Annotated in this window: 24 protein-coding genes; 6 read left to right on the top strand and 18 right to left on the bottom strand. The window is 47.6% G+C overall.

Annotation, left to right across the window (positions count from 1 at the left end; genetic code table 11):
- Nucleotides 1-53 precede the first annotated feature (53 nt).
- The 4 genes from ACWHX8_RS07870 to ACWHX8_RS07885 all read left to right on the top strand — a co-directional run bounded on the left by ACWHX8_RS07870 (nt 54) and on the right by ACWHX8_RS07885 (nt 2,736).
- On the top strand, nt 54-434 hold the full coding sequence (locus tag ACWHX8_RS07870) for an STAS domain-containing protein (protein WP_447971403.1): 381 nt from the start codon (nt 54-56) through the stop codon (nt 432-434).
- Nucleotides 435-744: 310 nt separating this feature from the next.
- On the top strand, nt 745-1,347 hold the full coding sequence (locus ACWHX8_RS07875; RefSeq protein WP_447971404.1) for a hypothetical protein: 603 nt from the start codon (nt 745-747) through the stop codon (nt 1,345-1,347).
- A gap of 180 nt (nt 1,348-1,527) precedes the next feature.
- Complete coding sequence (locus tag ACWHX8_RS07880) at nt 1,528-2,289, top strand: complement resistance protein TraT (RefSeq protein ID WP_447971405.1); 762 nt, start codon at nt 1,528-1,530, stop codon at nt 2,287-2,289.
- Between the two features lie 105 nt (nt 2,290-2,394).
- Complete coding sequence (locus ACWHX8_RS07885; RefSeq protein ID WP_447971406.1) at nt 2,395-2,736, top strand: hypothetical protein; 342 nt, start codon at nt 2,395-2,397, stop codon at nt 2,734-2,736.
- Nucleotides 2,737-2,939: 203 nt separating this feature from the next.
- Here ACWHX8_RS07885 and ACWHX8_RS07890 read toward each other — a convergent pair whose 3' ends face one another.
- The 13 genes from ACWHX8_RS07890 to ACWHX8_RS07950 form a co-directional block, all read right to left on the bottom strand.
- Nucleotides 2,940-3,608: a retropepsin-like aspartic protease family protein gene (locus ACWHX8_RS07890; protein WP_447971407.1), complete on the bottom strand. Its 669-nt coding sequence runs from the start codon at nt 3,606-3,608 to the stop codon at nt 2,940-2,942.
- Between the two features lie 102 nt (nt 3,609-3,710).
- Entirely contained in the window at nt 3,711-4,331 is a 621-nt protein-coding gene (locus ACWHX8_RS07895; protein ID WP_447971408.1) for a hypothetical protein, read from the bottom strand.
- Nucleotides 4,328-4,903, bottom strand: a complete 576-nt coding sequence (locus tag ACWHX8_RS07900) for a hypothetical protein (RefSeq protein WP_447971409.1) — start codon at nt 4,901-4,903, stop codon at nt 4,328-4,330. The genes ACWHX8_RS07895 and ACWHX8_RS07900 overlap by 4 nt, the downstream gene beginning before the upstream one ends.
- A gap of 7 nt (nt 4,904-4,910) precedes the next feature.
- A complete protein-coding gene (locus tag ACWHX8_RS07905) occupies nt 4,911-5,519 on the bottom strand; it encodes a PilN domain-containing protein (RefSeq protein WP_447971410.1) in 609 nt (202 codons plus the stop codon).
- Complete coding sequence (locus tag ACWHX8_RS07910) at nt 5,516-6,643, bottom strand: hypothetical protein (protein ID WP_447971411.1); 1,128 nt, start codon at nt 6,641-6,643, stop codon at nt 5,516-5,518. Before ACWHX8_RS07910 ends, ACWHX8_RS07905 begins: the two co-directional genes overlap by 4 nt.
- On the bottom strand, nt 6,640-8,370 hold the full coding sequence (locus ACWHX8_RS07915; protein ID WP_447971412.1) for a GspE/PulE family protein: 1,731 nt from the start codon (nt 8,368-8,370) through the stop codon (nt 6,640-6,642). Before ACWHX8_RS07915 ends, ACWHX8_RS07910 begins: the two co-directional genes overlap by 4 nt.
- A 36-nt stretch (nt 8,371-8,406) precedes the next feature.
- Nucleotides 8,407-9,615, bottom strand: a complete 1,209-nt coding sequence (locus tag ACWHX8_RS07920; RefSeq protein ID WP_447971413.1) for a type II secretion system F family protein — start codon at nt 9,613-9,615, stop codon at nt 8,407-8,409.
- 62 nt (nt 9,616-9,677) lie between these two features.
- Complete coding sequence (locus tag ACWHX8_RS07925; protein ID WP_447971414.1) at nt 9,678-10,478, bottom strand: LysM peptidoglycan-binding domain-containing protein; 801 nt, start codon at nt 10,476-10,478, stop codon at nt 9,678-9,680.
- Nucleotides 10,479-10,486: 8 nt separating this feature from the next.
- A complete protein-coding gene (locus ACWHX8_RS07930) occupies nt 10,487-10,885 on the bottom strand; it encodes a type IV pilin protein (protein ID WP_447971415.1) in 399 nt (132 codons plus the stop codon).
- 2 nt (nt 10,886-10,887) lie between these two features.
- A complete protein-coding gene (locus ACWHX8_RS07935) occupies nt 10,888-11,400 on the bottom strand; it encodes a type II secretion system protein (RefSeq protein ID WP_447971416.1) in 513 nt (170 codons plus the stop codon).
- Nucleotide 11,401: 1 nt separating this feature from the next.
- On the bottom strand, nt 11,402-13,792 hold the full coding sequence (locus ACWHX8_RS07940; RefSeq protein ID WP_447971417.1) for a secretin N-terminal domain-containing protein: 2,391 nt from the start codon (nt 13,790-13,792) through the stop codon (nt 11,402-11,404).
- A 246-nt stretch (nt 13,793-14,038) separates the two neighbouring features.
- On the bottom strand, nt 14,039-14,620 hold the full coding sequence (locus tag ACWHX8_RS07945) for a type II secretion system protein (protein WP_447971418.1): 582 nt from the start codon (nt 14,618-14,620) through the stop codon (nt 14,039-14,041).
- A gap of 274 nt (nt 14,621-14,894) precedes the next feature.
- A complete protein-coding gene (locus tag ACWHX8_RS07950; protein WP_447971419.1) occupies nt 14,895-16,490 on the bottom strand; it encodes a B12-binding domain-containing radical SAM protein in 1,596 nt (531 codons plus the stop codon).
- 397 nt (nt 16,491-16,887) lie between these two features.
- Between ACWHX8_RS07950 and ACWHX8_RS07955 the strand changes: the two genes are divergently transcribed.
- Both ACWHX8_RS07955 and ACWHX8_RS07960 read left to right on the top strand, forming a co-directional pair.
- Nucleotides 16,888-17,850: an REP-associated tyrosine transposase gene (locus tag ACWHX8_RS07955; RefSeq protein WP_447971420.1), complete on the top strand. Its 963-nt coding sequence runs from the start codon at nt 16,888-16,890 to the stop codon at nt 17,848-17,850.
- Nucleotides 17,851-17,876: 26 nt separating this feature from the next.
- The gene (locus tag ACWHX8_RS07960) at nt 17,877-18,572 is read left to right on the top strand and encodes a TIGR04211 family SH3 domain-containing protein (protein ID WP_447971421.1); all 696 of its coding nucleotides are present in this window, start codon (nt 17,877-17,879) and stop codon (nt 18,570-18,572) included.
- 304 nt (nt 18,573-18,876) lie between these two features.
- On the opposite strand, the gene tenA is transcribed toward ACWHX8_RS07960, so the two are convergent.
- The 5 genes from tenA to ACWHX8_RS07985 all read right to left on the bottom strand — a co-directional run bounded on the left by tenA (nt 18,877) and on the right by ACWHX8_RS07985 (nt 24,662).
- Nucleotides 18,877-19,545, bottom strand: coding sequence for a thiaminase II (gene tenA / locus ACWHX8_RS07965; protein WP_447971422.1), 669 nt, complete (start codon nt 19,543-19,545; stop codon nt 18,877-18,879).
- Complete coding sequence (gene tpx, locus ACWHX8_RS07970; RefSeq protein WP_447971423.1) at nt 19,542-20,174, bottom strand: thiol peroxidase; 633 nt, start codon at nt 20,172-20,174, stop codon at nt 19,542-19,544. The genes tenA and tpx overlap by 4 nt, the downstream gene beginning before the upstream one ends.
- Before the next feature lie 84 nt (nt 20,175-20,258).
- Nucleotides 20,259-21,209, bottom strand: coding sequence for an alpha/beta fold hydrolase (locus tag ACWHX8_RS07975; protein ID WP_447971424.1), 951 nt, complete (start codon nt 21,207-21,209; stop codon nt 20,259-20,261).
- Nucleotides 21,210-21,212: 3 nt separating this feature from the next.
- Nucleotides 21,213-23,156 (bottom strand): sodium-extruding oxaloacetate decarboxylase subunit alpha, encoded by a 1,944-nt coding sequence (gene oadA / locus ACWHX8_RS07980; protein ID WP_447971425.1) that lies wholly within the window; start codon nt 23,154-23,156, stop codon nt 21,213-21,215.
- Nucleotides 23,157-23,243: 87 nt separating this feature from the next.
- Nucleotides 23,244-24,662: an acetyl-CoA carboxylase biotin carboxylase subunit gene (locus ACWHX8_RS07985; protein ID WP_447971426.1), complete on the bottom strand. Its 1,419-nt coding sequence runs from the start codon at nt 24,660-24,662 to the stop codon at nt 23,244-23,246.
- Between the last annotated feature and the right edge of the window lie 81 nt (nt 24,663-24,743).

The raw sequence follows: 24,743 nt of genomic DNA on the forward strand, positions 1-24,743 counted from the left end.
CTTGGATATATGGCCGAATTAGAGGATAGAACCTAAGTAGTAGATTGTGTTACATGCGAGCCGTGATTCTTATTCTCCTCAGTGTTGTTACAATGGTTATCAAGCAAAAATCAGTCAATGGCATGCAAGTTCTGAGTTTAATTGGAAAACTTGACATTTTTTCAAAAAATAATTTTAACGAGACTATTGATTATCATCGAGAACTTGAGACCCAAGGGATTATTCTTGATATACGAGGTGTGACCTTCATCGATAGCATTGGCGTCGGGGCTTTGGTCTCTGCCGCAAAGATTTTTCAAGGTTTGAAAAGGCGATTAATCTTGGTCAATCCACAAGAAACGGTCAGAAATGTGTTAGAGCAGGTGAATATGTTTCAATTAATCCCGACATTTACCACAGACGAAGAGTTTTCCAGCTTTTCCAAACTTTCCTGACTTTTCCCCGTCCCCGCCATTCTGTTCGCATGTCGCCATTATCTCCGTCTCAATAGTTGGTCGATTGTATTGTTTGATTGCTTGGCCATTGGTCCTACTCGTTGTGTTATGTTCAAGGTCATTGATGCGTTTTCTTGTGCAACGTGCTGTCATGGCTTCACCACTTCCTTGCCAATCCCTGCCCTGAGCATTTTTCGATAGAAGAATCTTGTCTCAATAGAATTGAAAAATTTGAAGATGAACCTCTATGATACCGGTAGTAGTTTCATTGGCTCAAGAATCAAGTCATCAGAATGTCAGGAGGTTGTTGATGAAGAACAGGTGGATGTTACGTCTTGCCACTGGCTTGATCTGTTTCGTTGTCGCGAATGGTCCACATACGGTGAATGCCACCTCTCCAAGAATGCAAGAAATCATTGATGTGTTGAAGTCGAGTATCCAAAACATTGAAAACAATCAGTATGGGGCAGTCTCTGCGGACTTAGACTATGCCAATCAGCTATGGCAGGAGCAAAAAGGTATTTTGTTAGCGGGTTGTATTGCGAAAACGGTGGAAACTTGGGTAAGTGAAAAGGCCCCAACCATTCAGACTGCCGGCGCTGCAGCATTTGGTGGAGGGACCACGATTGAACAGAAGTTGTTGAATGAGGGTGCTTCGCTCAAGATTCAAATTTTGGTTTCACCTGTCGCGTCCGGCCTTGGAGCGTTACTGAGCAACCCTTCGCTCTTGGGTGGTGGGAAAGGTCGGGTTCGTCGTTTTGGAGATGGTGTGACTGCGCAGGTCCAATCCGAAAAAATTACAGCCAAAGTTGGAAACGCGATTGTGACATGGACTGGCAAGCTGGCTCCTCAAGCGTTGTGGCAGATCGCAGATACAAGTCTTGATCGTGATTGCGTGAAAGATCTGTCGTAATAACTTTTTTGTTCCGTATGGAAACTATAAGCAGACATCTATATCAAATGGTAGATTTTAAGTAGGTTTTGCTTAGCCTCGGTAGAGGCGAACACGAATAAATGTACAGGTATATCATAAGTTGGTTTTATTTATTCATATTTGAAATTTTACGGTGTGAGAAAAGGAGTGGATGTTGCTATGAAACATGTTCAGAAGATGACAGCCAATGTGTTAATTTTTGGATTTCTGGTTTGGATCATGTCCGGATGTAATGCATTACACACGTCTATTGCCAAAAAAGATTTAGATGTACAAACCAAGATGAGTGATACAATTTTTCTTGATCCTGTTGGACCTGATAAAAAAGTAATTTTTATTGAAGTTCGCAATACCTCAGACAAAGATAACTTTGACATTGAGACGCCGATTAAAGCCGCAATTATGAAACGAGGGTATCGAATAACTGATGATCCGGAAGAAGCACACTATCGGTTGCAGGCTAATGTGCTCAGTGTGGCGAAAGCGAGTCCAACAGCTGCCGAAGCTGCGTTAGGCGGAGGTTATGGAGGAGTGCTGGCTGGTGGAGCTGCCGGTGCTGGTGTGGGCCTTGCCACGCATGGTGGGATTGGAGGAGCTGCAGGTGGGTTGATTGGTTCTGTTGTTGGAGGGCTTACCGAGACAGTGGCAGATGCGTTTGTGAAAGATGTGACGTTCATGGCGGTGACGGATGTTCAGGTGGTTGAAAAGGCCCCCAAGGGGGTGATTGTTCGTTCGGATAGTCAACAGAGTTTGGCCCAAGGTATGGCTGGTACTCAACAACAAACCTATTCGGAAGTGGGTAAACTGAAGAAATATCGAACACGTGTTGTGAGTACGGCCAATCAGGCCAATTTGGAATATGAGGAGGCCCAAGATTTGCTGACAAAGGGACTGACTCGTTCATTATCGAATGTATTTTAATCGTAATTCCGGTGGTGGCGGGAGTTTATTATCGTAATGAAAGTGGGAGTGTGGTGAACCTTTTTCTGCTACGGGGTGCCCCTTCTTTTTTTAGGAGAGAATCTAATGGTATTTCGCCTATATCTCAAAGACGTGCTTGGTATTTTTCTTGTTCTGTCTTACATTTTCGTGGGGTCGCACGTGGTGTTTGCAGATGATGAGGAAGACTTAGCTGCCATGCAGCGAGCCTTGAACAAAGAAGTCATGGAACGGCCGTTTAATCCTGGTGATCAAGCGGAAGTTGACCAATTTGTCGAAGATGCGTTGAAGAAAAATCAAATTCCTCAAGAGTACACTGGAAAGGATTGGAAGCGAGGGTATACGTGTAACAACCTTCGCTACTCATTTTCCCGATATCGGAATTGTCTCCACTATTATCGATATCATGGACGGTATTACCCCTACTAATGAACGCCATCTTCTAACCTTGCTCGATCCATCGATCAAGCCATCTCTTGCCACGACGATCTTCGATGTTGTGGTAAGAGATGGCCTTTTGTACGTCTTGTAAATTTCCCACGCTCATTGCCCTACGTGTTTTTCAAACAATCATTACTCACAAAATATGATGGTGCAGTGGTGTGACAAGCACCATGCTTGTTGGCGGTGAGTCAGGAACGTGGTTTTAAGTGCAGCACGCCTTGATTGGTATCTAATGTGACGAGGAAGTGATTGAGAAAGGACATGCCCAAAAGACCATCTACACCTGTATGACTGTCGGGAAGGTCATGGATGGCTACGTCGACATCATGGACTTCAGCCGTTCCGGCTTGGATGGACCGTATGGTACTCACATTGACTTGTATCGGACCTCCAGCGGTCTGAACCGTCGTTAATTGGGTATTCGTATTTGACAGCAGTCCAAGGTCAAGAGCGACATCTTGGGAGAGCACGGTCATGGTTGCGCCAGTGTCGAGAATAAGCCGGACTTCTCGGGTTTGATTCAATTGAACGGTGACCAGGAGCGATCCTCCATAGGAAGTGACTGGAATAGTCACCATATTTGACGGTTCGCCTTGCGACCCTTTATCCGGCTCATCAATAAAGGGGTATTCTTGGTTTTGTCCAGGTGACTCCTTGCCATTCGGTTGAGTCAATAATGACATGGGTTGAAGGGCAGGTCCCGAATGAGGATTTGTGGCTTGATCGGGTAACGAGTGATCTTCAAATAAGACTGTGCAGTGCTCAAGCTGTGCGGGGCTGTCTGTTAAGACTGTGACCCCAGCTGAGTCTTCACAACGGTACGTGGCAGCGAACGTGGGGGGCAGCGTTGAAAGCACGAGAAGACTCATGATGAAAAAGATGTGAGCGACGACTGTGGATAGTCGACTCTTAGAGATAACCCTTGTCATTGGCATTGTATGATGACTACGAAAAATGTGTTATGAACGTGAAGCGCCTTTTTCGTCTTTCGTGAGTGGGATTTCTGCTTGAACCAGGCTTCCAGATTCTATAACTTTGGTGGATAAGATGACTAGTGTGGGATCAATGCGATTCACGACAATACGACCTTCGACGGTTTCACCTTGCTTCACGATATAGATAGATTCATCTTTCGTCAGAAATGCCTGACTCTCTCCACCTTTTTTTAGATAGCCAAGAAATCGAAACTTGCTGAGTTGCTGCTGTGCTCGTTGATAGGCGAGTTCCTCAGGTGAAGGCCCTGGAGGAGCCACGAATGTTGGTTCTTTTTTGATACCTTCTTGAGTTTTTATCTTTGCAGTTTTCGTACGATTAGAATCTGCTGCCTGTTGCGCGTGACGGAGATGGAAGGGAGAAAAAATATTTCGTGGTGTCGCGAGTGTGACGTTTTGGCGAGGATTGGAAAATGACTTCGCTAATGCTAGGGAGTCGGGAGCGGTTTTGAGTTGTCTATAGGGGGAAGCATCGATATTGACGGCTGTATCGTGGCTTCCGGTCTCTTCTGAGAATTGAAATACAACTGTTATTCCCCATACCAACAGTAATGCGCCGAGCATTTGTATTTTTTTTTGATTGGTCATAATACTTGACGTTTTTCTGTGGAGTGGTTATGTGGTTGTCTGAGAAATGTGGCCACCTTAATTTTAAATCCGACTTCTTGTGACTTTTTTGCGCGTTCTGCTGAGAGTTTTTCTATGAACACATATGGCCACTTCGATTCGAGTTCAAAGATGAACTTCCGAATAGATTTATATTGTCCAGACGCTTCAAATGAAAGAATACCCTTCGTAGCAAGTTGATGGCGAAGCTCTTGGAGATCATATCCCATCCCTGGAATTCGGACATGATGCGTCTTTGCTAACGAGGCAATAGAGACACTCAACCGCGTAAAGTCTTTTTGAACGGGAAGGCCTTTCCAGATTTCTCCTAATACCTCTTGGGTGTTCTGAGCAGCCTCTAATTGTTGTCGATCTTGTAATGTAGTTGAATAGGACAATGATGCGTTTTCCAGTTGTGTGTTGGCAGGAAAATACACAAAAACATACATGCCCAATGCCACGAGACATGACAGGCCCGCCATCAGTGTGAGCGGGAAGAGGTGACGTGAGACCTGAAGTGTGGTCTTTGAACGATTGAGAAATGCGAAGGGCATGCTGTGACTACACTCCTTGTTTGCCTGTTATGAACGGATCCTGGACTGACTCATACAAAACTGTGAGGGTGAAAAGCACAAATGCTGCCTTGCCTTGTTTCTTGCTTTGTTTATTGGCATGTTGCGATAAGACCACATCATGAAATGAGGGGTGTGTTTCTAATTGATCGACCAGTCCATTGATGTCCTTCAGTGTTTTAGCTGACCCGCTTAACGCAATGTTCGTTTCCTTAAAATTGACTTTGACGGATTCCATAGAAATCGTGTCAGGGACCGTGGATTCCAAGTCATTCAGAAATTGAGTCCACGAAAACCCTAATTGCTTTCGAATTTGATTGGCAAAGCTGATTTCTTTCGGCAGTGACTCAATGCGTTCTACGGAAAGATCAATCCCGTGCGACGAAGCATTCTTGATCATTTGTTGATTCAGCAATCGGAGTTCATTCGTTTTGTCTACAAAGAGAGAACGTTCATGGTCAATCTCTTGACTGAGCCACCAAATACCTCCAGCGATCAGTAAGCCGCTTCCCATCAATACTATCAATCCCCATTGTACCAGCAAGAGGCTATCCATTCCTGGAGCTGCGAGCGACAGATGGGTTCGAGATTTCCTCATAACACTGCCACACTGGCCAAGGCTGAAATGGAATTCATTTGAGACGAAGACTTCATCATGGCGACTTTGGTTTTCGGAGACAAGGTGTCCGCCACTTTCATAATCGACAAGGGGGGGGGGCGCAATATCGTGGTATTGAGCATATGCTCAATGGTTGCTTCTGTTGGGAAAAATCCTTCTCCATGACAGACGCCTTCAGCGAAATAGAGAGGAATCGAAACATGTTCCTCCCGGATGGGATGCGATTCAAAGTAATACTGTAACGTGGCTACCAGTTCATTGGAGACATTATTCAAATGTCCAGACACGTACTGTTGGAGGTTTTGTTTGTCGGTTTCAGGTAAGACATCACTGTCTGGCGTATCCAGATCTTGTCGGCCCTCCGCTTGATCAGGGAGTGGAGTATTTTGGTTAAAGCGCGGGATTGGCAATGCTTTGATACGAAGAAATGTTGGGTCGGTATTCTGAAATGCGATAAACGAAAATCCCCAGTTTGCTAAATACAGGAATAGAGATTCCTCATTGGTCGTTCCACTCTGGCGTTTCGATTGCCGAGCGAGTTTTGGTAATTGTCCTTGATAGAAGTCACAGACATCTAATCCCGATAGCCCGATCGAATTTGGCAAGAGGCCAACTTCAAGACAGGCTTCTTCGTATTGTTCGATAATATCGTGTTGGACAGCCGTCGCGAGAATTTGCCTTGGGCTTGTTTGGCTTTTTGATGCCGCAACGGTCCGATACGCAAAACGGGTTTTGTCTGTCACGATATTCATGTCCTGCTGGAATCTCCAGCGTACGACTGAGTCTTGCTCAGATTGTTTCGTCGGAAACGATGGGAAGGTTAAAATCGTTGTTCGTCCGCAGATGTCGGGTAATGAAAGAGCGACGGATTGAGGGAGCCGGTTATGCTTGACCAAGGCTTTGAGGCATTCGATAAACGCTGTTCTGTCTTTAATGTTCGGACGTGCTGGGGACAACTGTAGGCAGCCGGGAGGAAGAAGTGATTCTGAAATACGCCGACAGGTCACACGATTCCAATGTCGGCGAACTTCTACAAGACAGAGAGAGTCCCGAGTAATAGAGAGTCCTAAGCTGGCTTTCGTCATGGGGAGGAATGTTCTCATACGGCATCGTCAACCGGAGTGACTCGGTTGATTTCCTTTAGGGTGGTTTCCCCGCGAAAGACTTTTTGGACTGCCGCTTGTCGCAGAGTTGTTAAGCCTTGTGCCATGGCGGCAATTCGAACTTCTGATGATGACTTCCCGGCGAGAATCATTTCCTTCATCGAGTCGGTCATATCCAAAAATTCGGTAATGCCTTTTCTCCCACGATAGCCCAGGCCGTTGCATTCATGACACCCTTGTCCCTCATAGAGCGTATTCGATTTGACTTTCTCATAGTCGAGGCCGGATTCTTCGCAGAGGTTCTGATTGATTTCGATGGGGACTTTACAAAATGGACAGATTGCGCGGACTAATCGTTGTGCCAGTATGCAACTGAGAGATGCGACAAAATTGTAAGGTTCAATTCCCATATTGACAAAACGGCTAATCACGTCGAAGGCATTATTCGCATGTACGGTTGTGAAGACCAAATGTCCTGTTAGTGCTGATTGAATCGCTATTTGCGCAGTTTCGACATCACGAATTTCACCAACCATAATCTTGTCGGGATCGTGACGTAAGATTGAGCGTAATCCCCGGGCAAAGGTCAACCCCTTTTTCTCATTTACGGGAATTTGCACAATTCCTTTTAATTGATATTCAACGGGATCTTCGATGGTGATGATTTTATCTTCAACCGTATGTACTTCATTGAGTGCGCCATAAAGGGTGGTGGTTTTGCCACTTCCTGTGGGGCCAGTGACCAGAACCATGCCGTAGGGGCGTGTAATGGCACGTCGTAAGCGACGCAAATCTTCAGGATTAAATCCCATGACGTCGAGATTTAAGCCCTTAGCACCTGTGGCAATATGTTGTTTGTCAAGAATACGAATGACAACGGACTCTCCAAACACACTGGGAAGAATGGACACACGAAAATCCACAGTACGCTTTTCGACGTGAAGTTTAAATCGACCATCTTGTGGAATACGTCGTTCGGCGATGTCTAGCTCGGACATAATTTTGAGTCGTGAAATTAATGAGGCATGAAACGAAGAGGACAGCGGTTCCATGGCATTATACAGTACGCCGTCAATGCGAAACTTCACCTGCACGACTTGTTCATTGGCTTCGATGTGAATGTCACTCGCTTGTTTTTGGAGTGCACTCAAAATAATGGTATTGACGAGTTTGACGACCGGGCTTTGATCTTTCGAGATTTGTTCAACAGAAAGAATTTCTTCCCCTTTCTCATCTTCCTTAATCAGAACGGGATCGAGTTCTGCCTGAATTCGAGAAAGAACCTGCTTGTTCCCTTCACTGACGGCTAAGGCGTCATGAATAGCTGTGTCGGTTGAAACCACCAATCGTAATTCACATCCCAAGAACAGTTCTAACTCATCAAGCACTCGTACATCTTGTGGGTTGGGGATGGCAATCGTGAGCACTCCCTCATCTTCTGAGAGAGGCACAAATGGGTATCGATGCATCCACTCGACTGGAATCGTTTCAAAAAAATCAGGATTGACGCGAAATTCATTCAGTGGTTCATAGGGCAACCCATACTGTTCAGCTAAGGCTTGAACGATGTGCTCTTCGGAGACAATACCTTCTTCAAGGAGGATGGCCTTGAGCGGGCGATGGGTCTCAAGTGCCTGAGCCACGAGTTGCTCCATTTGGGTGTCGGGTATAAGGCCACGTTTCACGAAAATGTCTTCAAGCGCAACTCGTTTGAGCGGTGTTGGCATGTGTGTTCTCTAGGTTGTCCTGTTCAGGCAAGGCATTTAAATGGCGCCCGCGAGATTAAAGATTGGTAAGTACATAATGATGACAATGCCACCGACAAGCACCCCCATACCGAGCAGGAGCAGTGGTTCTATCCATGTTGTCAAACGTGAGAGTTGGAGATCTAACTCTCCTTCATGAAATTCTGCGACTTCAAGCAACATCGTTTCTAAGGAGCCGGTGGTTTCTCCAACTTCAATCATTTCAATCGTCATTCTTGGCAGAAACGATTCGCGTTTTAACGATGAGGAGAGACTCTTTCCATCTTGCACGGAATCGATTGTTGCGCTGAGCGCATGTGTGAAGACTTGATTCGTCATGCCCCGGGCCGTGACTTGGAGTGCCGAGAGTAATGGGATGCCGCCGGCAAGGATGGTGGAGAGTGTTCGTGTAAAGCGAATGACTTGATTTTTCAGGACGACATCACCGATCAGTGGAAGGTGGAGCAGCCATCGATGGGTCTGCATGAGTCCTTGCGGCGTTTTCCTCCAGAGATGAAAGCTGATTCCAGCGATCAGTATCCCAATGAGTGCCCACGGGAGCCACACGCCAGCATAGGTAATGGTGTCGAGTAACAGTTTTGTCGCCAGTGGGAGCTCTGTATTACTTTCTGCATAGACTTCGGCAAAAATGGGCATGACATAGGCTAATAAAAACCCGACAATGGCAAACCCGAACACGACTAAAAATGAGGGGTAGGCGAGGGCTTTCACGACTTTTTCCCTCACGCCTATCAAGAGCTTGAGGTATTCGATATACCGTTGAATGACTTCCGGAAGATTGCCTGACTGTTCGCCTGATCGAATTGAGGCTTGGTAGAGTTCAGAAAAATATGTAGGATAATTTGCCATGGCATCAGAAATGGACGACCCGCCGCGTATTTCTTCACGAAGTCCCAGCAGCGTTTCCTGAAAGGCCCCCTTCGTGGTTCGCTCCGATAACAGGTCGAAGCTCCGCAGCATCGGAAGCCCGGATTTAATCAAGGCGAGAAACTCTTGATTAAACACGAGAAATTCTCGCAGTGACAGCGGCTTCTTTTTTCGTTGAAACGAGTGGCTTGTCGACTGCGTGCCTTTCCCATTGAGTTCCAGAATAAGGATGCCTTGGGCTTCCAATCGAGCTCGAACAGACCGTTCGTTATCGTCTTCCGTTGAGTCTTCAAAGGTGCTTCCATCGGGTCGCGCGGCTCTGTAGTGAAATAGTGGCACGAGTTGGAGACATTCGAAACAGTCAAATGAGTAAGGCCATGCTGAGGAGGAGTCACATGTGTTTATTCTGTTGGGGGAACAACCTCAGCCTCTGGCATGTCCGCCTCTTGCTGTTCTTGGTCAGGTTGATGAGCGGCAAGCTGAGGAATCTTTAGGGCTTGCCCTTCCACAATCACATCTGATTGTAAAGCATTCATATCCATTAAGTCGTCCACGGAAATGCCATGCTGTTGCGCAATATGCCACAGGGTATCGCCTGCGCTCACGGTCCAGGTATCGAAGTTCGTCCTTGGATTTGAAGAGGTTGTCATGGAAAAGGCTGTTAAGTTTGGTGTGCCACGTTGCGACTGACTCTGCGTTTGTTTCATGTCGTGTTTGATTTGTACAACCTCGGTCATGAGTGTTTCCATATTCGCCATCATTTCATACACTGATGTCTGGACCGTTTGAACCTCGGCGATTAACTGTTGAAGATCAGGAAGAGCTGCTGATTGGGCTTGGAGTTCAATCTTTTCTTGGTGAAGTTGATCGCGTTCATTTTCAGCCGCTAATAAGTTTTCCTTGATGCTTTGCATATTGGCCGAGAATGCCTCTTCCCGTTCTTTCAACGTATTGAGTTGATTCAGGGCAGACTGAAGTTCGGCCTGTTGCTTGGCCGTGGCAATTTTGATCATGGCGAGTTCTGATCGCAACAAGCTGGCTTCTTCACGTGCTTCATGGATTAAGACTTCTTGTACGGGAGCCGGTTGAGGCACATGCACTTCCTCGGGTACGGCGGCTGGGGTATGGGTACATCCAATGGTGGCCAGGACATACAAGAAGACAAACAACGATTGAGGCCAAATACGTAAGAGATACTTCATAGCAATGCCTACCATTCTTTATAGGGTCTACCGTCAAGTGCCGTTCCGTCACTGCCACTTTTCACATCATAGATTCCAGCTGGAGAGTCATCTTCTTGATCTTTCTCCTCGAGAATTTCCTCCCATGACGACGACGATTTCGTAAAGGGGTCTATCGGTAATTCACGAATATACTGTTCTGACACCAACTCCTCTAATGTGGCAGGGTATTTGCCACGATCGGCGTAAAATTGATCAATGAGTGATCGCATCGTAAATAAGTTTTGTTTTAATGCCGCTTCCTTAGCTTTGGTTGATGACGTCTGAAATGATGGAACCGCCAAGGTAATCAGAATCGCGGCAATGGCTACCACGATCAACAGTTCCAACAGGGTAAATCCGTTCTTGTATGGTATTGAGGTGCGCATGATCACCAGTCACGGTATTTAGTCTTATCCAGAGCGACGTTCGTGCTGGTCGTATGCAGGTCAAACACATCTTCTCCGCACCATCGGTCAGCATCAGCTTCATCTTGATAACACCGGAGTAACCATTCATTTTTTCCCGTTAGCGGATCAATAGGAATTCGACGGAGATAGCGACGAATATTGTGTGTTCCTTCAGTTTGCGCTTCCGCCCCGGTCAATTCAATTTTTAATAAATAGTCTAGAGATTTTGGATATCCGCTTTGTCCAGTACTTTCCTTACACGTGAGCTGATTTTTCACACACAGCGGGCCAAGAAGTGTGTCGCCGTCTCTGGCCCAGTCTCGTCGAAATGTATCGATCGCGGTCCGAACGGTTCGCAGTGTTTGGCGTAGCTCCAACTCTTGCGATCGTTTCGTGCTGACCTTGGTAATCGGTAGGGCCACGGACGCCAAAATAAAGATGATCGCCAGGGTAATTAAGAGTTCGAGGAATGTCACCCCACGACAGGATTGCATCCTATTGAACCCACACCCTCCCATGCTGAGTAATAACGGGGATCGGTTCACCCGTTGAGCTAACAAACGATGAGCGTTGTATGTGTAAGGATGCATTGCCTTCTGCTTTTGCTTGAAATACCAGAGTCGCGAGTGGCCCATTGCCTTGAACGGCCTTGCCCGCCCCATTCATCTGTATCACCACTTGTCCCATATTGGGAACGTCGGAGACGCTAAGATTTGGTTGAACATTCTGGTCTAGCCAAAAGGCCCCTTCCAGTACTTGTTGAAACGCAAGTATTTTAGGGTCGTACGTGATCGTGATATGTGTTTTTTCGATAGATGGTATATCCTGACCAGTGAGATCGATGCTGATATTTTCTCCTACCTTTGTGGAAAGCGCTGGGGGCAGCAAGGTTAACCGGGTAACCGTTTGCGTCGCATCGCTCGATGCCGATTCAGAGTCTTCCGTTGATCCGGAGCCTTCGTTCGACGGTGCATCAACGGTGCTTGAGTCAGCTGTTCGCTCTTCTGGATCATCCTGTTCTGCTGAGGAGGTGGAGGTGTTGTCTAACACGATCGGCATGGCGACATTCGGTTCAGAGAATAACGGTTTCGTATCGTAGTTTTTTGCGGTTCCTGACCACAGCGTTTGTTTGGTGAGGTCTGCAGGAGACACGCTGTTAACAATGTGTGCGGTGATGACGAGTATGACTTCGGTGGTAATCTTATTTGTCTCGGAATTACTTAACAGATCGCCTAGGAGCGGAACGTCATCGACGCCTGGAACGGATTCACGAGTTTTTCGATCTTCTTCTTGTAGTAACCCGGCGAGGACAACGGTTTCGCCATCCTTCAGGCTCAATGCCGTGTCGGCGGTACGAGTCCCAAATCGGAACTGAGAGATTTCAGGGTTGGATTGAAGCACGACTCGATCGCCCAATCGCGTGACCTCTATTTGTAAACGTAAAGAAATTTCATCGTTGAGATGAATTGTGGGTTCAACCGTTAACTTAATCCCCGTATCTTTAAATTCAATAGATGTTACAGTCGACGTGGTGGGAGTGACGCCAGTCGTTGCTTGTCCAGGTAACACCTGGGTCGTTGAGAGAAGAATCGGTTGTTTGTCACCTATATTAATCGAGGCCTTTTCATTATTGAGCACTCGAATCTTTGGGGCGGCAAGTGTTTTGGCGTCAGACTCTTGTTTGAAGAAATCCAGAAGAAAACTGCCTGGGAATGTAAAGAGATATGAGTCCGGTCCAAGGTTCACGAGATTACGAAAGGTGAAACTTTGTAAGATATTGCTAAACTCCGTGGCTCCAGGAGGAAAAATACCCATGCCAGCTTGTTTGGCAAAGTTGAGGCCAATTCGTTTTGTTTTGGTTCGATTGACTTCGAGTACTTCAACGTCGAATAACACTTCTGCATCGCCACGGTCGTTTGCGTGAATAATGTGTTCTGCCAACGACAGTTTCGCTGGCTCATCTCGTACGACGACGGTGTTCAAGGGCTCATTCACGTAGACTCGTTTTGTCTCAAGGATGGTCCGAAGCAAATTCGCCATGTCCTTGGCTTTGGCGTTCGAGAGATAAAATGTTCGGATTTTGAGGTCTTGATATTGTTCCCGTTTTTGTTTGGTGTCGGGGATGATTAAGAGGGTATCCTGACTGACGCGTTTGGCGAAGAGTTGATTGGTGTTTAAAATGAGCGTCAAGGCTTCGTCAAATGGCGTATCTCTCGTAAAGATTGTCACGAGATCATCGCGGACATCTTTATCGAATAAGATGTCGATATTGGCTGTTCTTGCAAGAATTTCAAATACCTGTTTGAGTCGTGTGTTTTGGAATCGAAGGGTGACGGGTTCCGTCGATCCACCGATGGATTTTTGTTTATTTTGTTGCTGAGCAATGGCGGTAATATTGTCGAGTGCTTGAGTTAAACTGGGGTCGAGTTGAATGGCACGTTCATAGCGAGCCATGGCTTCCTCGAGTTGTCCAAGATTTTGAAGCTTTTTCCCTTCTTGCAGTGCTTGCCGCGCCTCCTTTAATCGTAAGACATCAGTGAGGGCAGTTTGATATTCCGCCTTTCCGGGGACGAGTCCCAAGGCCATTTGAAAGGATTGTAAGGCTTCAGCTAACAGATGATCTTTCAGCCATTTTCTGCCATTGGTGTAGTGGGCTTCGGCTGCACGGCCTTTGACTTCTTCAAGTTTGTCCTGAAGCTCTTCATTAAACGGGTCTTCTCGGATTGCTTCTCGATACGCCGCGACGGCTCCATCCCAATTTTCGTTGGCGACCATTTCTTCGGCGTGCTCGAGCTGAGGTGTTGTGCAGGCAGCGAAGAGAAGAACCAAAAAGCTTAATGCAAACAATCGATATGTCAGGAGCCATTGATGACGAATATGTTTCATGAGTTAGTGGTTGCGAATTGGAATTGCTGTTGCCGTGCGCGTAGAGAAGGTCTGTTCACCCACACGCACATAACCTAGCATAGTTCGTATAGTGAGGCTAGATTCTTTCTCGTTCCCGTACGTCTGTTTTCTTTATCGGAAGTTTTTCTCAAAAAATTAAGCGTTGAACATTACTCATCTCGACAGAGAAAAAAACAAGAGTTTCTCAGTGCTTTGTCGCGCGGAAGAATACGTGCCGTGATGCACTTATTGAATGTCTCCTTGCTCAGAGACGGCATTTTGTGCGCTATCTGGATTTTGGACTGGCTTTCCGGTTTCTGGGTCTATCTCCGTCGTGATGGATTCTGAGCACCCGACAAATGTTTCAAGTTTGCTGATATCGACGCCAGGTGTGCAATCTCCAGATTGTCCAGTCACCTCATAGCGTACCGCTTGGTAGGTCTTGGCCCCTTTAAAGTTGACTTGATCATAGGGTTTCTCTTGACTGGTGCTCCGGACCCCGTGAATTTCCATTCCTGTTTTAATCAGGTCAAAGTCTTTTCCAGTCATGGGGTCTTTATACACAGTCTGCAGGTAGCGCTTTGGTTTTTTGGTAAGATCGATTAATTGATGAGGGTAACGAGTCGGACGAATGCCTTTTAGTACCTCATAATCGGCTGCATACCGTTCAAGAGCTTCTTTGATGCGGGTGCCTCGAAAGTGGAGTTCGGCTTCCCGGTCTCGCTTCATGGTGACCGACCATTCCTGACCGATGACCATTAATGAGATCCCCATCATGGCCACAAAAAACATGGTCATTAAATATGTAAAGCCGCGTTCGTTTTGCACAATACCTCACTGCTGCAGTCGTGACACAGGCCTCAAGTCGTTGCCTGACGAGGGAAGGACACCCATAGTGCCCTTATCCCCATCATATTTTCGCATCTAAAGTATTGAAGTGCAAATATTGTGCTCAGGGAATGCTGTGATATGTGGTCATGCACGAGATGTCTACTGAGACATCAAATCGTTACCGACGCCTGGGGGGATTCGGAGTGTAGGAGAAAACAGGAAGTTTCTTCTTTGAGATAGGGAATTTCCTCCAAGTATATGGCGACGTGACCTATGAGGTTTTCATCGTCACGGGACTCACTGTTTTCGGGGTAATTGGAGTGTCTATCCAGTCTGAAGAGGGAGGCGTCGACTTGAGGTAGGCATTGTGATCATGTAACAGAGAACCCTGAGGTAACGCATCCCAAAGGGAACCGAGACTTTTTCGAATTCGATTCTCATAAAACTTCGGGAGTTGATGGCTTTCTCCTGTAAAGAACTTCCGGAATTGTGGATCCAAGTCCAGAAATCCACGGATTTTTGTATGGTATCGGATACGCCCAAACCCTTCAGATGACACCGCCCGCAATCCATTCATCCACTTTGGAACAATACCTTTATTGGCCTGAAACCTTCTTATGATTCTTGGCCATGAAAAGGCATATTGTGACAGGTTGACGACATGTTCATAGAATTCTGGCCAGGTATAGTTTTTGGGTCTGACATTCATAGACTTATTGTTATCTAGAAAATGGAATGGGAACGGAAGGACTCGACCTTCTCTTTGTAATTCGAGGTTGACCGGCACCGATTGACCGAAGGCGGAGAGTAGGGAGAACGCGGGGAAGGCTCCTGGCGAGAGGTCAAGAAATCGCTTGGTCAGTTCAAAGGGTTCTGAGCCTTCATCCGTGTCTAATCCTAAGATGAAATTTGTTTGGACATAGGGGATATACCTGAGAATCATATTGATGTGGTCAGAAACGTGTTGAACCTTTTCGATGCCAATGTTCTGTCCCGTTCTGGATTTGTCTCCCAGGGAATACCATGACTCAATACCCGGAAGCATCGCTTTGAACCCATTTTTTTGTAGGCGTGCTAAGTGCGGTTCCGATAACAGTGACAACGTCATTTCTGCAATGAAGTCGATCTTCCGATGACCGATGGCCTCTTCAATCGTGGTCATGTATTCATTGAAGCGAACGCCAAAGTTTGGATCGTGCCACGCAACTTTTGGGCGGCGAATTTTTTGGAGAAGAAAGCGCAGGTCTTCGCGAATTTGATCTGAAGGGACGGGTTCATAATCAACTTCAGAGTCGATGCAGAAATTGCAGGTATAGGGACATCCCAAACTCCCAATCATGGGAACAATTTTAATTGTTGGCGCTTTGGCAATCGTGGGTTCAATATATTTCCATCGTTCTTTTACTCCTGGAAGGTCTACGGGCTGTTTCTTGGCCGAGAGTTGACGGCCGAGAGGGCGATAGGGTGCACAATCCTGTAAGACTTCTTGAATAATGGCTTTATCGGTGAACCCAAGCACGTAGTCAAAATACTGTGCGGCATCTTGCGGGTAACTTCGAGCGTGAGGACCTCCAAGCACGGTCACGGCTCCCTGTTGCCGGTATAAGTTGCTGATGGCATATGCCGTCAGCGCTGATCGCGTAAAGGCTCCGATAAAAAGAAGATCCGTGTCACCTTGAAGTTCTTGAGTCAAATCTTCAGTTCCGGTGTAACACACAAATCGGACTTTGTGGCCAGCTTGCTCGCACCATACGGCTACCACCTGAGGCATGATGCTGGCAAGATTAGGATTCATCACGCGTGCATACATGCGCTTTGTCGGTCCTTTTGTGACAAGATCGAGAATGGTAACGCGAAGAGGTTTCATGGGGTCACCTTTAGAAGGATGTTGGTGGGAAGGCGTTGATTGTATGAGGGTCAGAATCGAGTGGGAACCGTTGCATGCTAAGAAATAAAGTCACTGGGCCTTTTTAACCAGTCACTTACTTCTCGATGCCCATAGGCCTCTGACGCCATGGAAGGCAACATCACTCTAGGTGAAGGAGCAGGTAGAGTCAAGGCAATGTAGGGCTTTTTTTGACACGGATCACGATAGTGTAAATAGGTGAGTGTTTGGGGCTGAGAATTCTTGATCATGTTGCACCGTGACGAAATGTGACAAATCTACGAGTTTGTGTCGCAGGAGTGTACTCTGAATTATGTCGTTTCGTATAGAACATCTTTCCAGATACAATTGAGAGGGTCATTGTTTGACTTAATAGGTCATGCCCGTTAGCGTTAGCGATATGGCTCGACAATTACGGTTGGAGTATGCTGGCGCGTTGTATCATGTGACGGCTCGTGGAAACGCGCAAGAAGATATCTATCTCGATCAGCAAGACCGCCGCTGCTTTCTCGATATTCTTGGTCGAGAAGTCAGTCAGCAAGGTTGGCGGTGCTATGCGTATTGTTTGATGGAAAACCATTACCATCTTTTGCTTGAAACACCAGAGGGAAATCTCAGTCGCGGCATGCGTCGATTGAATAGCCTGTACACGCAGACTTTTAATCGTCGTCATCAACAAGGGGGGCCTGTTCTGCAGGGTCGATTTAAAAGTATTCTTGTGGAGAAGGATGTGTACTTGCAGGAGTTGTGTCGCTATATCGTGCTCAATCCGGTTCGAGCGGGAATCGTTCGGAAAGTCCATGAGTGGAAGTGGAGTAGTTATCGTCTGACGGCTGGACTGGAAAAGGCACCGTCATGGATTAATGTCGACGGCGTTCACAGACTTTTTCACCGCTCGATGAGTGAAGGGCGACGACGCTATCAACAATTCGTCAGAGATGGAGTGAATGAACCGTCACCTTGGGAACATGTGCGGGGGCAGATATTTTTAGGGACCGAACCATTTTTATCCACGATGGCAAAACTGGTAAAACGGCAGTCTGTCACGAATGTCCCTCGGATACAGGTGTCGCCGACTCGCTTGACGGGAGAACAGGTATTGACTCGAGTCGGACAGGTCTACTCCATGCATCCCAGGAAGTTACTCACACGGGAGCATCAGGATGCATATCAATGTGCCGCCTGGCTTCTAAGGCGAGTCGCGAACGAACCATTGGGAGTGGTGGCGGACCGGTTTGGGGTTTCCCCTTCACGAATCTCGCATATTCAACGGATACTCGAAAGTCGGGGGCTCAGCCGTGAGCAAGTCAGGGCTCAACAGTTATGCCACGTCAAGTCATGACCCCAATAGCAAGGAGGCTAATCGCTTTGAAACGCTTTATCTATCTCGTCTTGTTCATGTTTTTTTATCTTGGTTTTCCCGTACCGTTACTCGCTGCAGTTGGAGATGTGAACTATATCTCTGATGTATTAAAGGTCCCGATGCGCAGTGGGCCAACTCCTGGTCATCGCATCATTCACAGTGGTCTGCCGAGTGGGACACGTCTCACTGTGCTTGCGACCGACGAGGAAGGCGAATTTACGCAAGTTCGGACCGACGGGGGAACGGAGGGGTGGCTCCGTTCTCAATACCTTGTTGCGTCACCAATTGCCAGGGACAAACTCGTGGCCGCAGAGAAACGTCTTCAACGGCTGGAAGCTCAAATGGCAAAAGATCGTACAGCGCATACAGCTATTCAAGCTGAGAATAAGGCTTCCGAGGCCACTAATCGCGAGTTGAATGCGCAGGTAACCGCTCTGACCAATGAACTCGCCGAGTTGAAGCGTGTGTCGGCAAATCCAATCAAAGAGCATGCGCATAATGTTGAACTGACTCAACAGAACGAACGCTTGCGTCACGACGTGAGTGAACTGTCCTCTACTGTCAAAAAATTGGAAGACAATGTGCAGCGAGACTGGTTGCTGTATGGTGGGGCCTTAGTCGTCCTTGGGCTACTCCTTGGCGTGACGATTAAAGCACGACCTCGAAAGACCAGCAGCAGCTATTCTTCCCGATACATGTAAGTTAAGTGCATATGGCACGAACAAGTCCGCTGGCGTCTATCCATTAGATAGATGGCGATCATGTGAATTATTAGGCATTCACTGGACTGAATTGAGAATCGCTAGGGAGGCGACTATTTGTAGGAAAATTGAAGCAAAGAAAAGGGCTGAGGACCTTGAATCGAACATGGTCATACCATGATGCATGAGGAAGATACTATGTTGTCGATTGCCCCTCGGGATCGCGGAGTTTTTAGCTGTTACAGTCTACGTTTCAGGGTGGATTCGTGACTTGTGCAATCCTGGAAGTATTCAGTCTCTCTGGCTAGACCGGCCAGGTTTCTTCGCGCCAGGCCATGTCCCAAAACATCCATTCATAACGCGAACTGATGAGAAAAGCTTCCTCCATGCGAGCTTTTTCCGCTGAGCCGGCCAATTTGGCACAGCGGTCAACAACTGCACGCATCCACTGAGCGACTTCGGCAAATTCAGGTGAGCCGTACATGAGCAACCAATCTCGATAGGGATGGTTGGCGTTCGGCGATCCTTTTCGTAAGAGGTGTTTTCCAATTTCACAGTAAATCCATGCGCATGGGAGCGCGACCACGGTTATTTCACCAAGCGTGCCTTCTTGTGCGACGCTTCGCATGTGGCGGCAGTAGGCATAGTTTGTTGGTGACTGTGGAGTGGCACGCATCTGTTTGGCCGATAGCTTCCAGCGTTTGCCATAGCTTTCATGCAGTCCTCGTTCGACAACGATCGTGTCTTCGACTAATTTGGCAAAATGTAGAGCGGTGTCGGCATCTGTGGCACGCGTCACTCCGGCGGCAAAGATACGTGAGAGTTCTTCAAGGTAGCGGGCATCTTGCAGAATATAATATCGAAACTTTCTAGCAGAAAGCGTACCGTCTCCTAATGCTTTGACAAAGGGATGCTTCAACTGAGCTTTCCAGATAGAGGCCGCACGTGTTCGTAAATGGTCTGAAAACGTCATGACGGCGTGTCCAGGAGACGTCTGGCTTCTTGAAACGCCGCCTCCATGTCGGGAAGTTGTCCGAGATCAGGTGTGACCTGCATGTACCGAAGGATGTTGTCTTGATCCACGACCATGACGGCTCTGGCTAGGACATGAGGGCCTTCTAACAGCAACCCATGGTTTTTCCCAAATTCTGCGCCACGATAATCAGATAAAAATACGACGTTATCGATATTGGCTTCTTCGGCAAATCGAGTTTGTGCAAATGGTGTGTCGATGCTAATCGTGATCAGAGAAATTTGTTGGTCAAGGCCGTGGTTCTTTTCACTGAGATAGTGCGTTTGTTGTTCGCAAACTTTCGTGTCGAGCGAGGGGACGATGTTGATGATGCGTATGGTGTTGTTGGGGCCCGTTAGTGTGCTGAGTGATAAATCGGACTTCGTGACCTGTGCCGATCGAAGTGAATCGCCGATCTGAATGCCCTCTCCCGATAACGGCAGCTCTTTGTCTCGGAAGAGAATATGATTGCCTTCTCCAGGGTATGCCGTTTCATACGTAACGGGTATGTCGGTATAGGTAAATCCCTTGTCCTGTGTGCCGCCCATGGTCGAACATCCAGTCAACAATGATAATCCGAAGACCGTCATGAACAAACCCCAAGTTCTTATATTCATAGTCATGTGAAATCTCCAAGGTAATAGGTTAGCGCTGCGACGAAATGTGTATTATCTTCATGTTGGCGTCTTTGCTAAAAACTTTTGGATAGCGGTATTGACGAGTTCGGGTTTTTCCCATTGGAGAAAATGGCCGGCCTTTGGAATGAGATGCCATGTCGTCCGAGGGAGCAGTTCCTGTAAGTGTTGACCGACAGTCGGGCGAAAAACTTGATCTTCTTCTCCCCATAAAATCAGCGTCGGTTGTTCAATGTCTTGGAGATGTGCTCCGTATTGGAGTTCCCATTCTTCCATGTGTTCCATGAGCGAATATAATGGCGTCAGCACATCAGTCTTCATTCTATTGCGATATGAGCGTTCTATCACGGTTGGTGTTAATAATGTAACATCATACAAGATTTCTTCAAGGACTTTTTGCGTGGCCCAACGTCCGGCCATCCAGTTCCCGATTTTCGCCATCCATAGGGGAGGGCGATGCTCAAGAAATCGTTTATAGCGCGGTGAATGTATCGAGCCTTTGAACGTTGGTGGAAAGCCGGATATCAAAACAAGGGCCTGCACACGATGTGGTTCTGTTAAGGCCGTTGCCATGGCGAGACCGGCCCCCATGGAGTTTCCAACTAACGTTGCCTTCTCAATGCCTAAGGCATTCATAAAGTTAATGAAAAACGAGGTCAACATTGAAGGTGAATACGCAATGTCTGGTTTAGCCGACATTCCAGAGCCTAAGAGGTCAACCGTGATGACTCGGTAGTGTGATGACAGCGCTAATTGTTGGTGCTCCCAATTCCATATAGCGCCACCGAACCCATGAAGCAATAGGAGAGGTGCCCCTTGGCCTGTGTCGAGATAGGCAATCTGATGGCCATCAATGTTGATGGTCTGCAGGGGGATTCGTTGAATCGATTCAATCAAGGGTGGGAGTGTCGGGGTGGTGGTACACCCATAGTGAACCATGAGCAGAAAGATGATGAAAATATACCAGCAAGGATTTGGTCTACCGCTCACAGGTTACTCAAGTTGAATCAGTGTCTCGTCTGGATTCACTTCGTCGCCTTCCTGGACAAAAATAGCTGACACCGTTCCTGCAACGGGCGACTGTACCCGGTTTTCCATCTTCATCGCTTCAACGACGAGCAACGAGTCTCCGACTGCAACGGTATCACCTTCACTGACAAAAACTTTGACCACTCGTCCAGGCATGGGTGTGGTGACGTCTCCAGGTTTTGAGGGTTTTGGGCGTCCTTCCGTCGACTTGGCGTTGCCGTCAGTGGCAACAGCTTCTGGTCCTCCGGCTAAAACTTCTTGAAGAGGCTCAAGGTATACTTCCTCAAGTTTATCGTCAACTTTGATGTAGTAGGGCTTGACCCCATCAACGGTTCGGCCTGCACCAGAGACGCGGATATGATAGGACTCGCCATGGACCGTTACTTTAAATTCAACAGGTGCGAGATGAAGGTCAGTGGACACAAAGGGACCGTCTTCTCCTTGTGGGTCGAGTTGTTCCGGTTTCAGTTCCCCACGTTCGCGTTCATCAAAAAATTGTAATGCCACTGATGGCAGCATCGCATAGGAGACTAAATCTTCAGGTGAAGGTTCTTGTTCTTTCAGTTCTTCGATTGCATCATCAAGTTCAGGGTCGAGACTATCTGCCGGACGTCCTTTCACCGGCTGTTCACCTTCGAGTGATTGTTTCCGAATTGCTGAATTGAGTGATCCAGGTGGTGTGCCATAGAGACCACGGAAGTAGTTCTTGGTTTCGTTCGTAATGACTTTGTATCGTTCGTTGGTCAGCACATTAAGCGTCGCTTGTGTTCCCACAATTTGGCTGGATGGTGTGACGAGTGGTGGATATCCCATGTCCTTGCGAACTCTCGGGATCTCACTGAGAACGTCTTTCATTTTATCTAAGGCATTTTGTTCAGCCAATTGTGACGCGAGATTTGACAGCATGCCACCGGGAACTTGAGACACCAAAATATCCGTATCAACTCCCGTAAAATCACTTTCAAATTGACGATACCGCTTACGCACTTTTCGAAGACCGTCGGCGGCCGGTGCTAAGTCTTGGAGATTTAATCCCGTATCGTAGGGTGTATCCCGTAACGCGGCGATGAAGGATTCTGTCGGAGGATGCGAGGTGCCGCCTGCCAGAGGAGACATTGCGGTGTCCAAAATATCCAGCCCCCCGAGTACGGCCATTAAGGCCGACATTGACGCCATCCCGGAGGTGTAGTGCGTGTGCAGATGGATCGGAACTCGCACCGTTGCCTTGAGCCGGGTCATGAGTTCATAGGCTTCGAATGGGGGAAGCAGCCCTGCCATATCTTTAATGCAAATCGTGTCGGTTCCCAAATCTTCCAGTTGCTTAGCCTGCTCGACAAAGTGATTGAGGCTATGTACTGGACTTACGGTGTAACAAATGGTCGCTTCGACATGCTTTCCGCAACTTTTGGCCACTTCCATGGCATATTTCATATTTCGAATATCGTTCAGTGCATCAAAAATCCGAAACACATCGATGCCATTTTTGGCCGACAGTTCAATGAATTTTTCTAAAACATCATCGGCATAATGTCGGTAGCCGACCAAATTTTGTCCACGAAGGAGCATTTGAAGGCGAGTGTTGGGCGCGGCTTCACGAAAGGCTCGAAGTCGTTCCCAAGGATCTTCTTTGAGAAATCGAAGGCATGAATCAAACGTGGCTCCGCCCCAAACTTCTAATGACCAGAATCCAACCGTATCTAATTGTGAGGCAATTGGAAGAAGATCTTCTGTTCGCATTCGCGTGGCCAAAAGGGATTGATGCCCGTCTCGGAGTGCCACATCGGTAATGTGAAGCCGTCTTCCGGGAGAAGCTTTGATGTCAAGCTCTGCTCCGTGATGAGCATTTTTTTTCCCAGAAGACTGCCGGGCCGGTTTGTTCTTTTTTGCTGGAGGACGTTTGGAAGCCATCGTACACCTTTCAACGCAGCAGGAGGAGAGTGAAGGACTCAGCCAGTACTTGGCTATCACTTCCTGTGCAGGTCTCTAGATTATTGGTTATAACCCCTCATAGGCCGCTATGGCTGCTGATAATGCGACAACCAAATCCTCTGGTTCTACCATTTCTTCATAGGTATACAGATTTGAATGTCCTTCAAGATATGAGGTATCGAAACGACCGGCTCGAAAGTCCGGTTCTTCCATAATTTTTGTCAGGAACGGGATCGTGGTTTTTACTCCACGGAGGACGAACTCTTCCAGCGAACGATGTGTCCGTCGTACAGCTTCGTCCCAGGTTCGTCCATGCACGGTCAGTTTTGCCAGGAGAGCATCATAATAGGGGGGGACCGTGAAATCTTTGTAGACCTGTCCGTCAATCCGAACGCCGACCCCGCCTGGCGAAAGATAGGCCGTGACTTTTCCTGATGACGGGCGAAATTCATTTTGCGGGTCTTCTGCGTTAATACGACATTGGATGGCATACCCCTGCAAGTTCACCTCATGTTGTCCGAATACCAGTGGACGACCGGCCGCAATCCAAATTTGGGATTGAACGATGTCGACGGCGGTGATTTGCTCGGTTACGGTATGCTCAACTTGAATGCGTGGATTCATTTCAATGAAATAGTATCGTCCATCCGGATCCAGCAAGAACTCGATGGTGCCGGCATTGTAGAATTGGGCCGCCCGCGCCAGGGAGATGGCTGCTTCTCCCATTTCGGCTCGTAACCGTGGTGTGAGAATAAGCGAGGGCGCAATCTCAATGAGTTTTTGATGTCGGCGTTGAATCGAGCAATCACGTTCTCCCAGGTGTATGACATAGCCGTTTTTATCGGCGAGTAATTGAAACTCAATGTGGTGTGGGCGTTCGACATATTTTTCGAGAAATAACTCTCCGTTGCCAAATGCGGCTAACGCTTCACGGGCACCCGCTTCCATGGCCTCTTTGAGTTCCTCGTCAGACCGGACGACGCGCAGTCCACGTCCACCGCCTCCTGCACTGGCCTTTACCATCACGGGATACCCGGCTCGCCGTGCAAAGTCCAAGCCTTCTTCAATGCTGGATGCCGGGCCGTCAGTGCCGGGGACGACAGGAACACCGACTTTTTTCGCCAATTCACGAGCTTTGACTTTATCCCCGAGTAGGTCCAAAGAGTAGGCAGAGGGACCAATAAAGGTGATGCCGGCTTCTTCGCATAACGTGGCAAATTGAGCATTTTCCGCAAGAAAGCCATAGCCTGGATGAATGGCATCTGCGTGAATTCGTTTAGCAAGCCGCACGATTTGCTGGGCATCAAGGTACCCTTTTACGGGACCAGGCCCGACAAGATAGGCTTCGTTTGCTTTTTTCACATAGATGCCAGTCGCATCACTTTCGGCATAAATGGCTGCCGTGGCAATGCCGAGTTCACGACATGCACGGATAATCCGCATGGCGATTTCGCCTCGATTTGCAATAAGTATTTTTCTAAACATACGGGTCGTTTACTGCGTATTGATTAGGTCTCGATACATGATGCCTTTGTCTGACTACCATGAAGCTTACCTTGGTGTATC

Source organism: Nitrospira sp. M1 (genome assembly GCF_965152605.1).

What these genes read in the sequence shown, in the direction of transcription:
- ACWHX8_RS07900 (WP_447971409.1), bottom strand. Translation starts at nt 4,903, where the DNA reads ATGCCCTTCGCATTTCTCAATCGTTCAAAGACCACACTTCAGGTCTCA.
- ACWHX8_RS07910 (WP_447971411.1), bottom strand. Translation starts at nt 6,643, where the DNA reads ATGAGAACATTCCTCCCCATGACGAAAGCCAGCTTAGGACTCTCTATT.
- ACWHX8_RS07870 (WP_447971403.1), top strand. Translation starts at nt 54, where the DNA reads ATGCGAGCCGTGATTCTTATTCTCCTCAGTGTTGTTACAATGGTTATC.
- oadA (WP_447971425.1), bottom strand. Translation starts at nt 23,156, where the DNA reads ATGGCTTCCAAACGTCCTCCAGCAAAAAAGAACAAACCGGCCCGGCAG.
- ACWHX8_RS07985 (WP_447971426.1), bottom strand. Translation starts at nt 24,662, where the DNA reads ATGTTTAGAAAAATACTTATTGCAAATCGAGGCGAAATCGCCATGCGG.
- ACWHX8_RS07905 (WP_447971410.1), bottom strand. Translation starts at nt 5,519, where the DNA reads ATGAGGAAATCTCGAACCCATCTGTCGCTCGCAGCTCCAGGAATGGAT.
- ACWHX8_RS07940 (WP_447971417.1), bottom strand. Translation starts at nt 13,792, where the DNA reads ATGAAACATATTCGTCATCAATGGCTCCTGACATATCGATTGTTTGCA.
- ACWHX8_RS07925 (WP_447971414.1), bottom strand. Translation starts at nt 10,478, where the DNA reads ATGAAGTATCTCTTACGTATTTGGCCTCAATCGTTGTTTGTCTTCTTG.
- ACWHX8_RS07935 (WP_447971416.1), bottom strand. Translation starts at nt 11,400, where the DNA reads ATGCAATCCTGTCGTGGGGTGACATTCCTCGAACTCTTAATTACCCTG.
- ACWHX8_RS07875 (WP_447971404.1), top strand. Translation starts at nt 745, where the DNA reads ATGAAGAACAGGTGGATGTTACGTCTTGCCACTGGCTTGATCTGTTTC.
- ACWHX8_RS07880 (WP_447971405.1), top strand. Translation starts at nt 1,528, where the DNA reads ATGAAACATGTTCAGAAGATGACAGCCAATGTGTTAATTTTTGGATTT.
- ACWHX8_RS07950 (WP_447971419.1), bottom strand. Translation starts at nt 16,490, where the DNA reads ATGAAACCTCTTCGCGTTACCATTCTCGATCTTGTCACAAAAGGACCG.
- ACWHX8_RS07885 (WP_447971406.1), top strand. Translation starts at nt 2,395, where the DNA reads ATGGTATTTCGCCTATATCTCAAAGACGTGCTTGGTATTTTTCTTGTT.
- ACWHX8_RS07915 (WP_447971412.1), bottom strand. Translation starts at nt 8,370, where the DNA reads ATGCCAACACCGCTCAAACGAGTTGCGCTTGAAGACATTTTCGTGAAA.
- ACWHX8_RS07955 (WP_447971420.1), top strand. Translation starts at nt 16,888, where the DNA reads ATGCCCGTTAGCGTTAGCGATATGGCTCGACAATTACGGTTGGAGTAT.
- ACWHX8_RS07930 (WP_447971415.1), bottom strand. Translation starts at nt 10,885, where the DNA reads ATGCGCACCTCAATACCATACAAGAACGGATTTACCCTGTTGGAACTG.
- ACWHX8_RS07895 (WP_447971408.1), bottom strand. Translation starts at nt 4,331, where the DNA reads ATGACCAATCAAAAAAAAATACAAATGCTCGGCGCATTACTGTTGGTA.
- tpx (WP_447971423.1), bottom strand. Translation starts at nt 20,174, where the DNA reads ATGACGGTCTTCGGATTATCATTGTTGACTGGATGTTCGACCATGGGC.
- tenA (WP_447971422.1), bottom strand. Translation starts at nt 19,545, where the DNA reads ATGACGTTTTCAGACCATTTACGAACACGTGCGGCCTCTATCTGGAAA.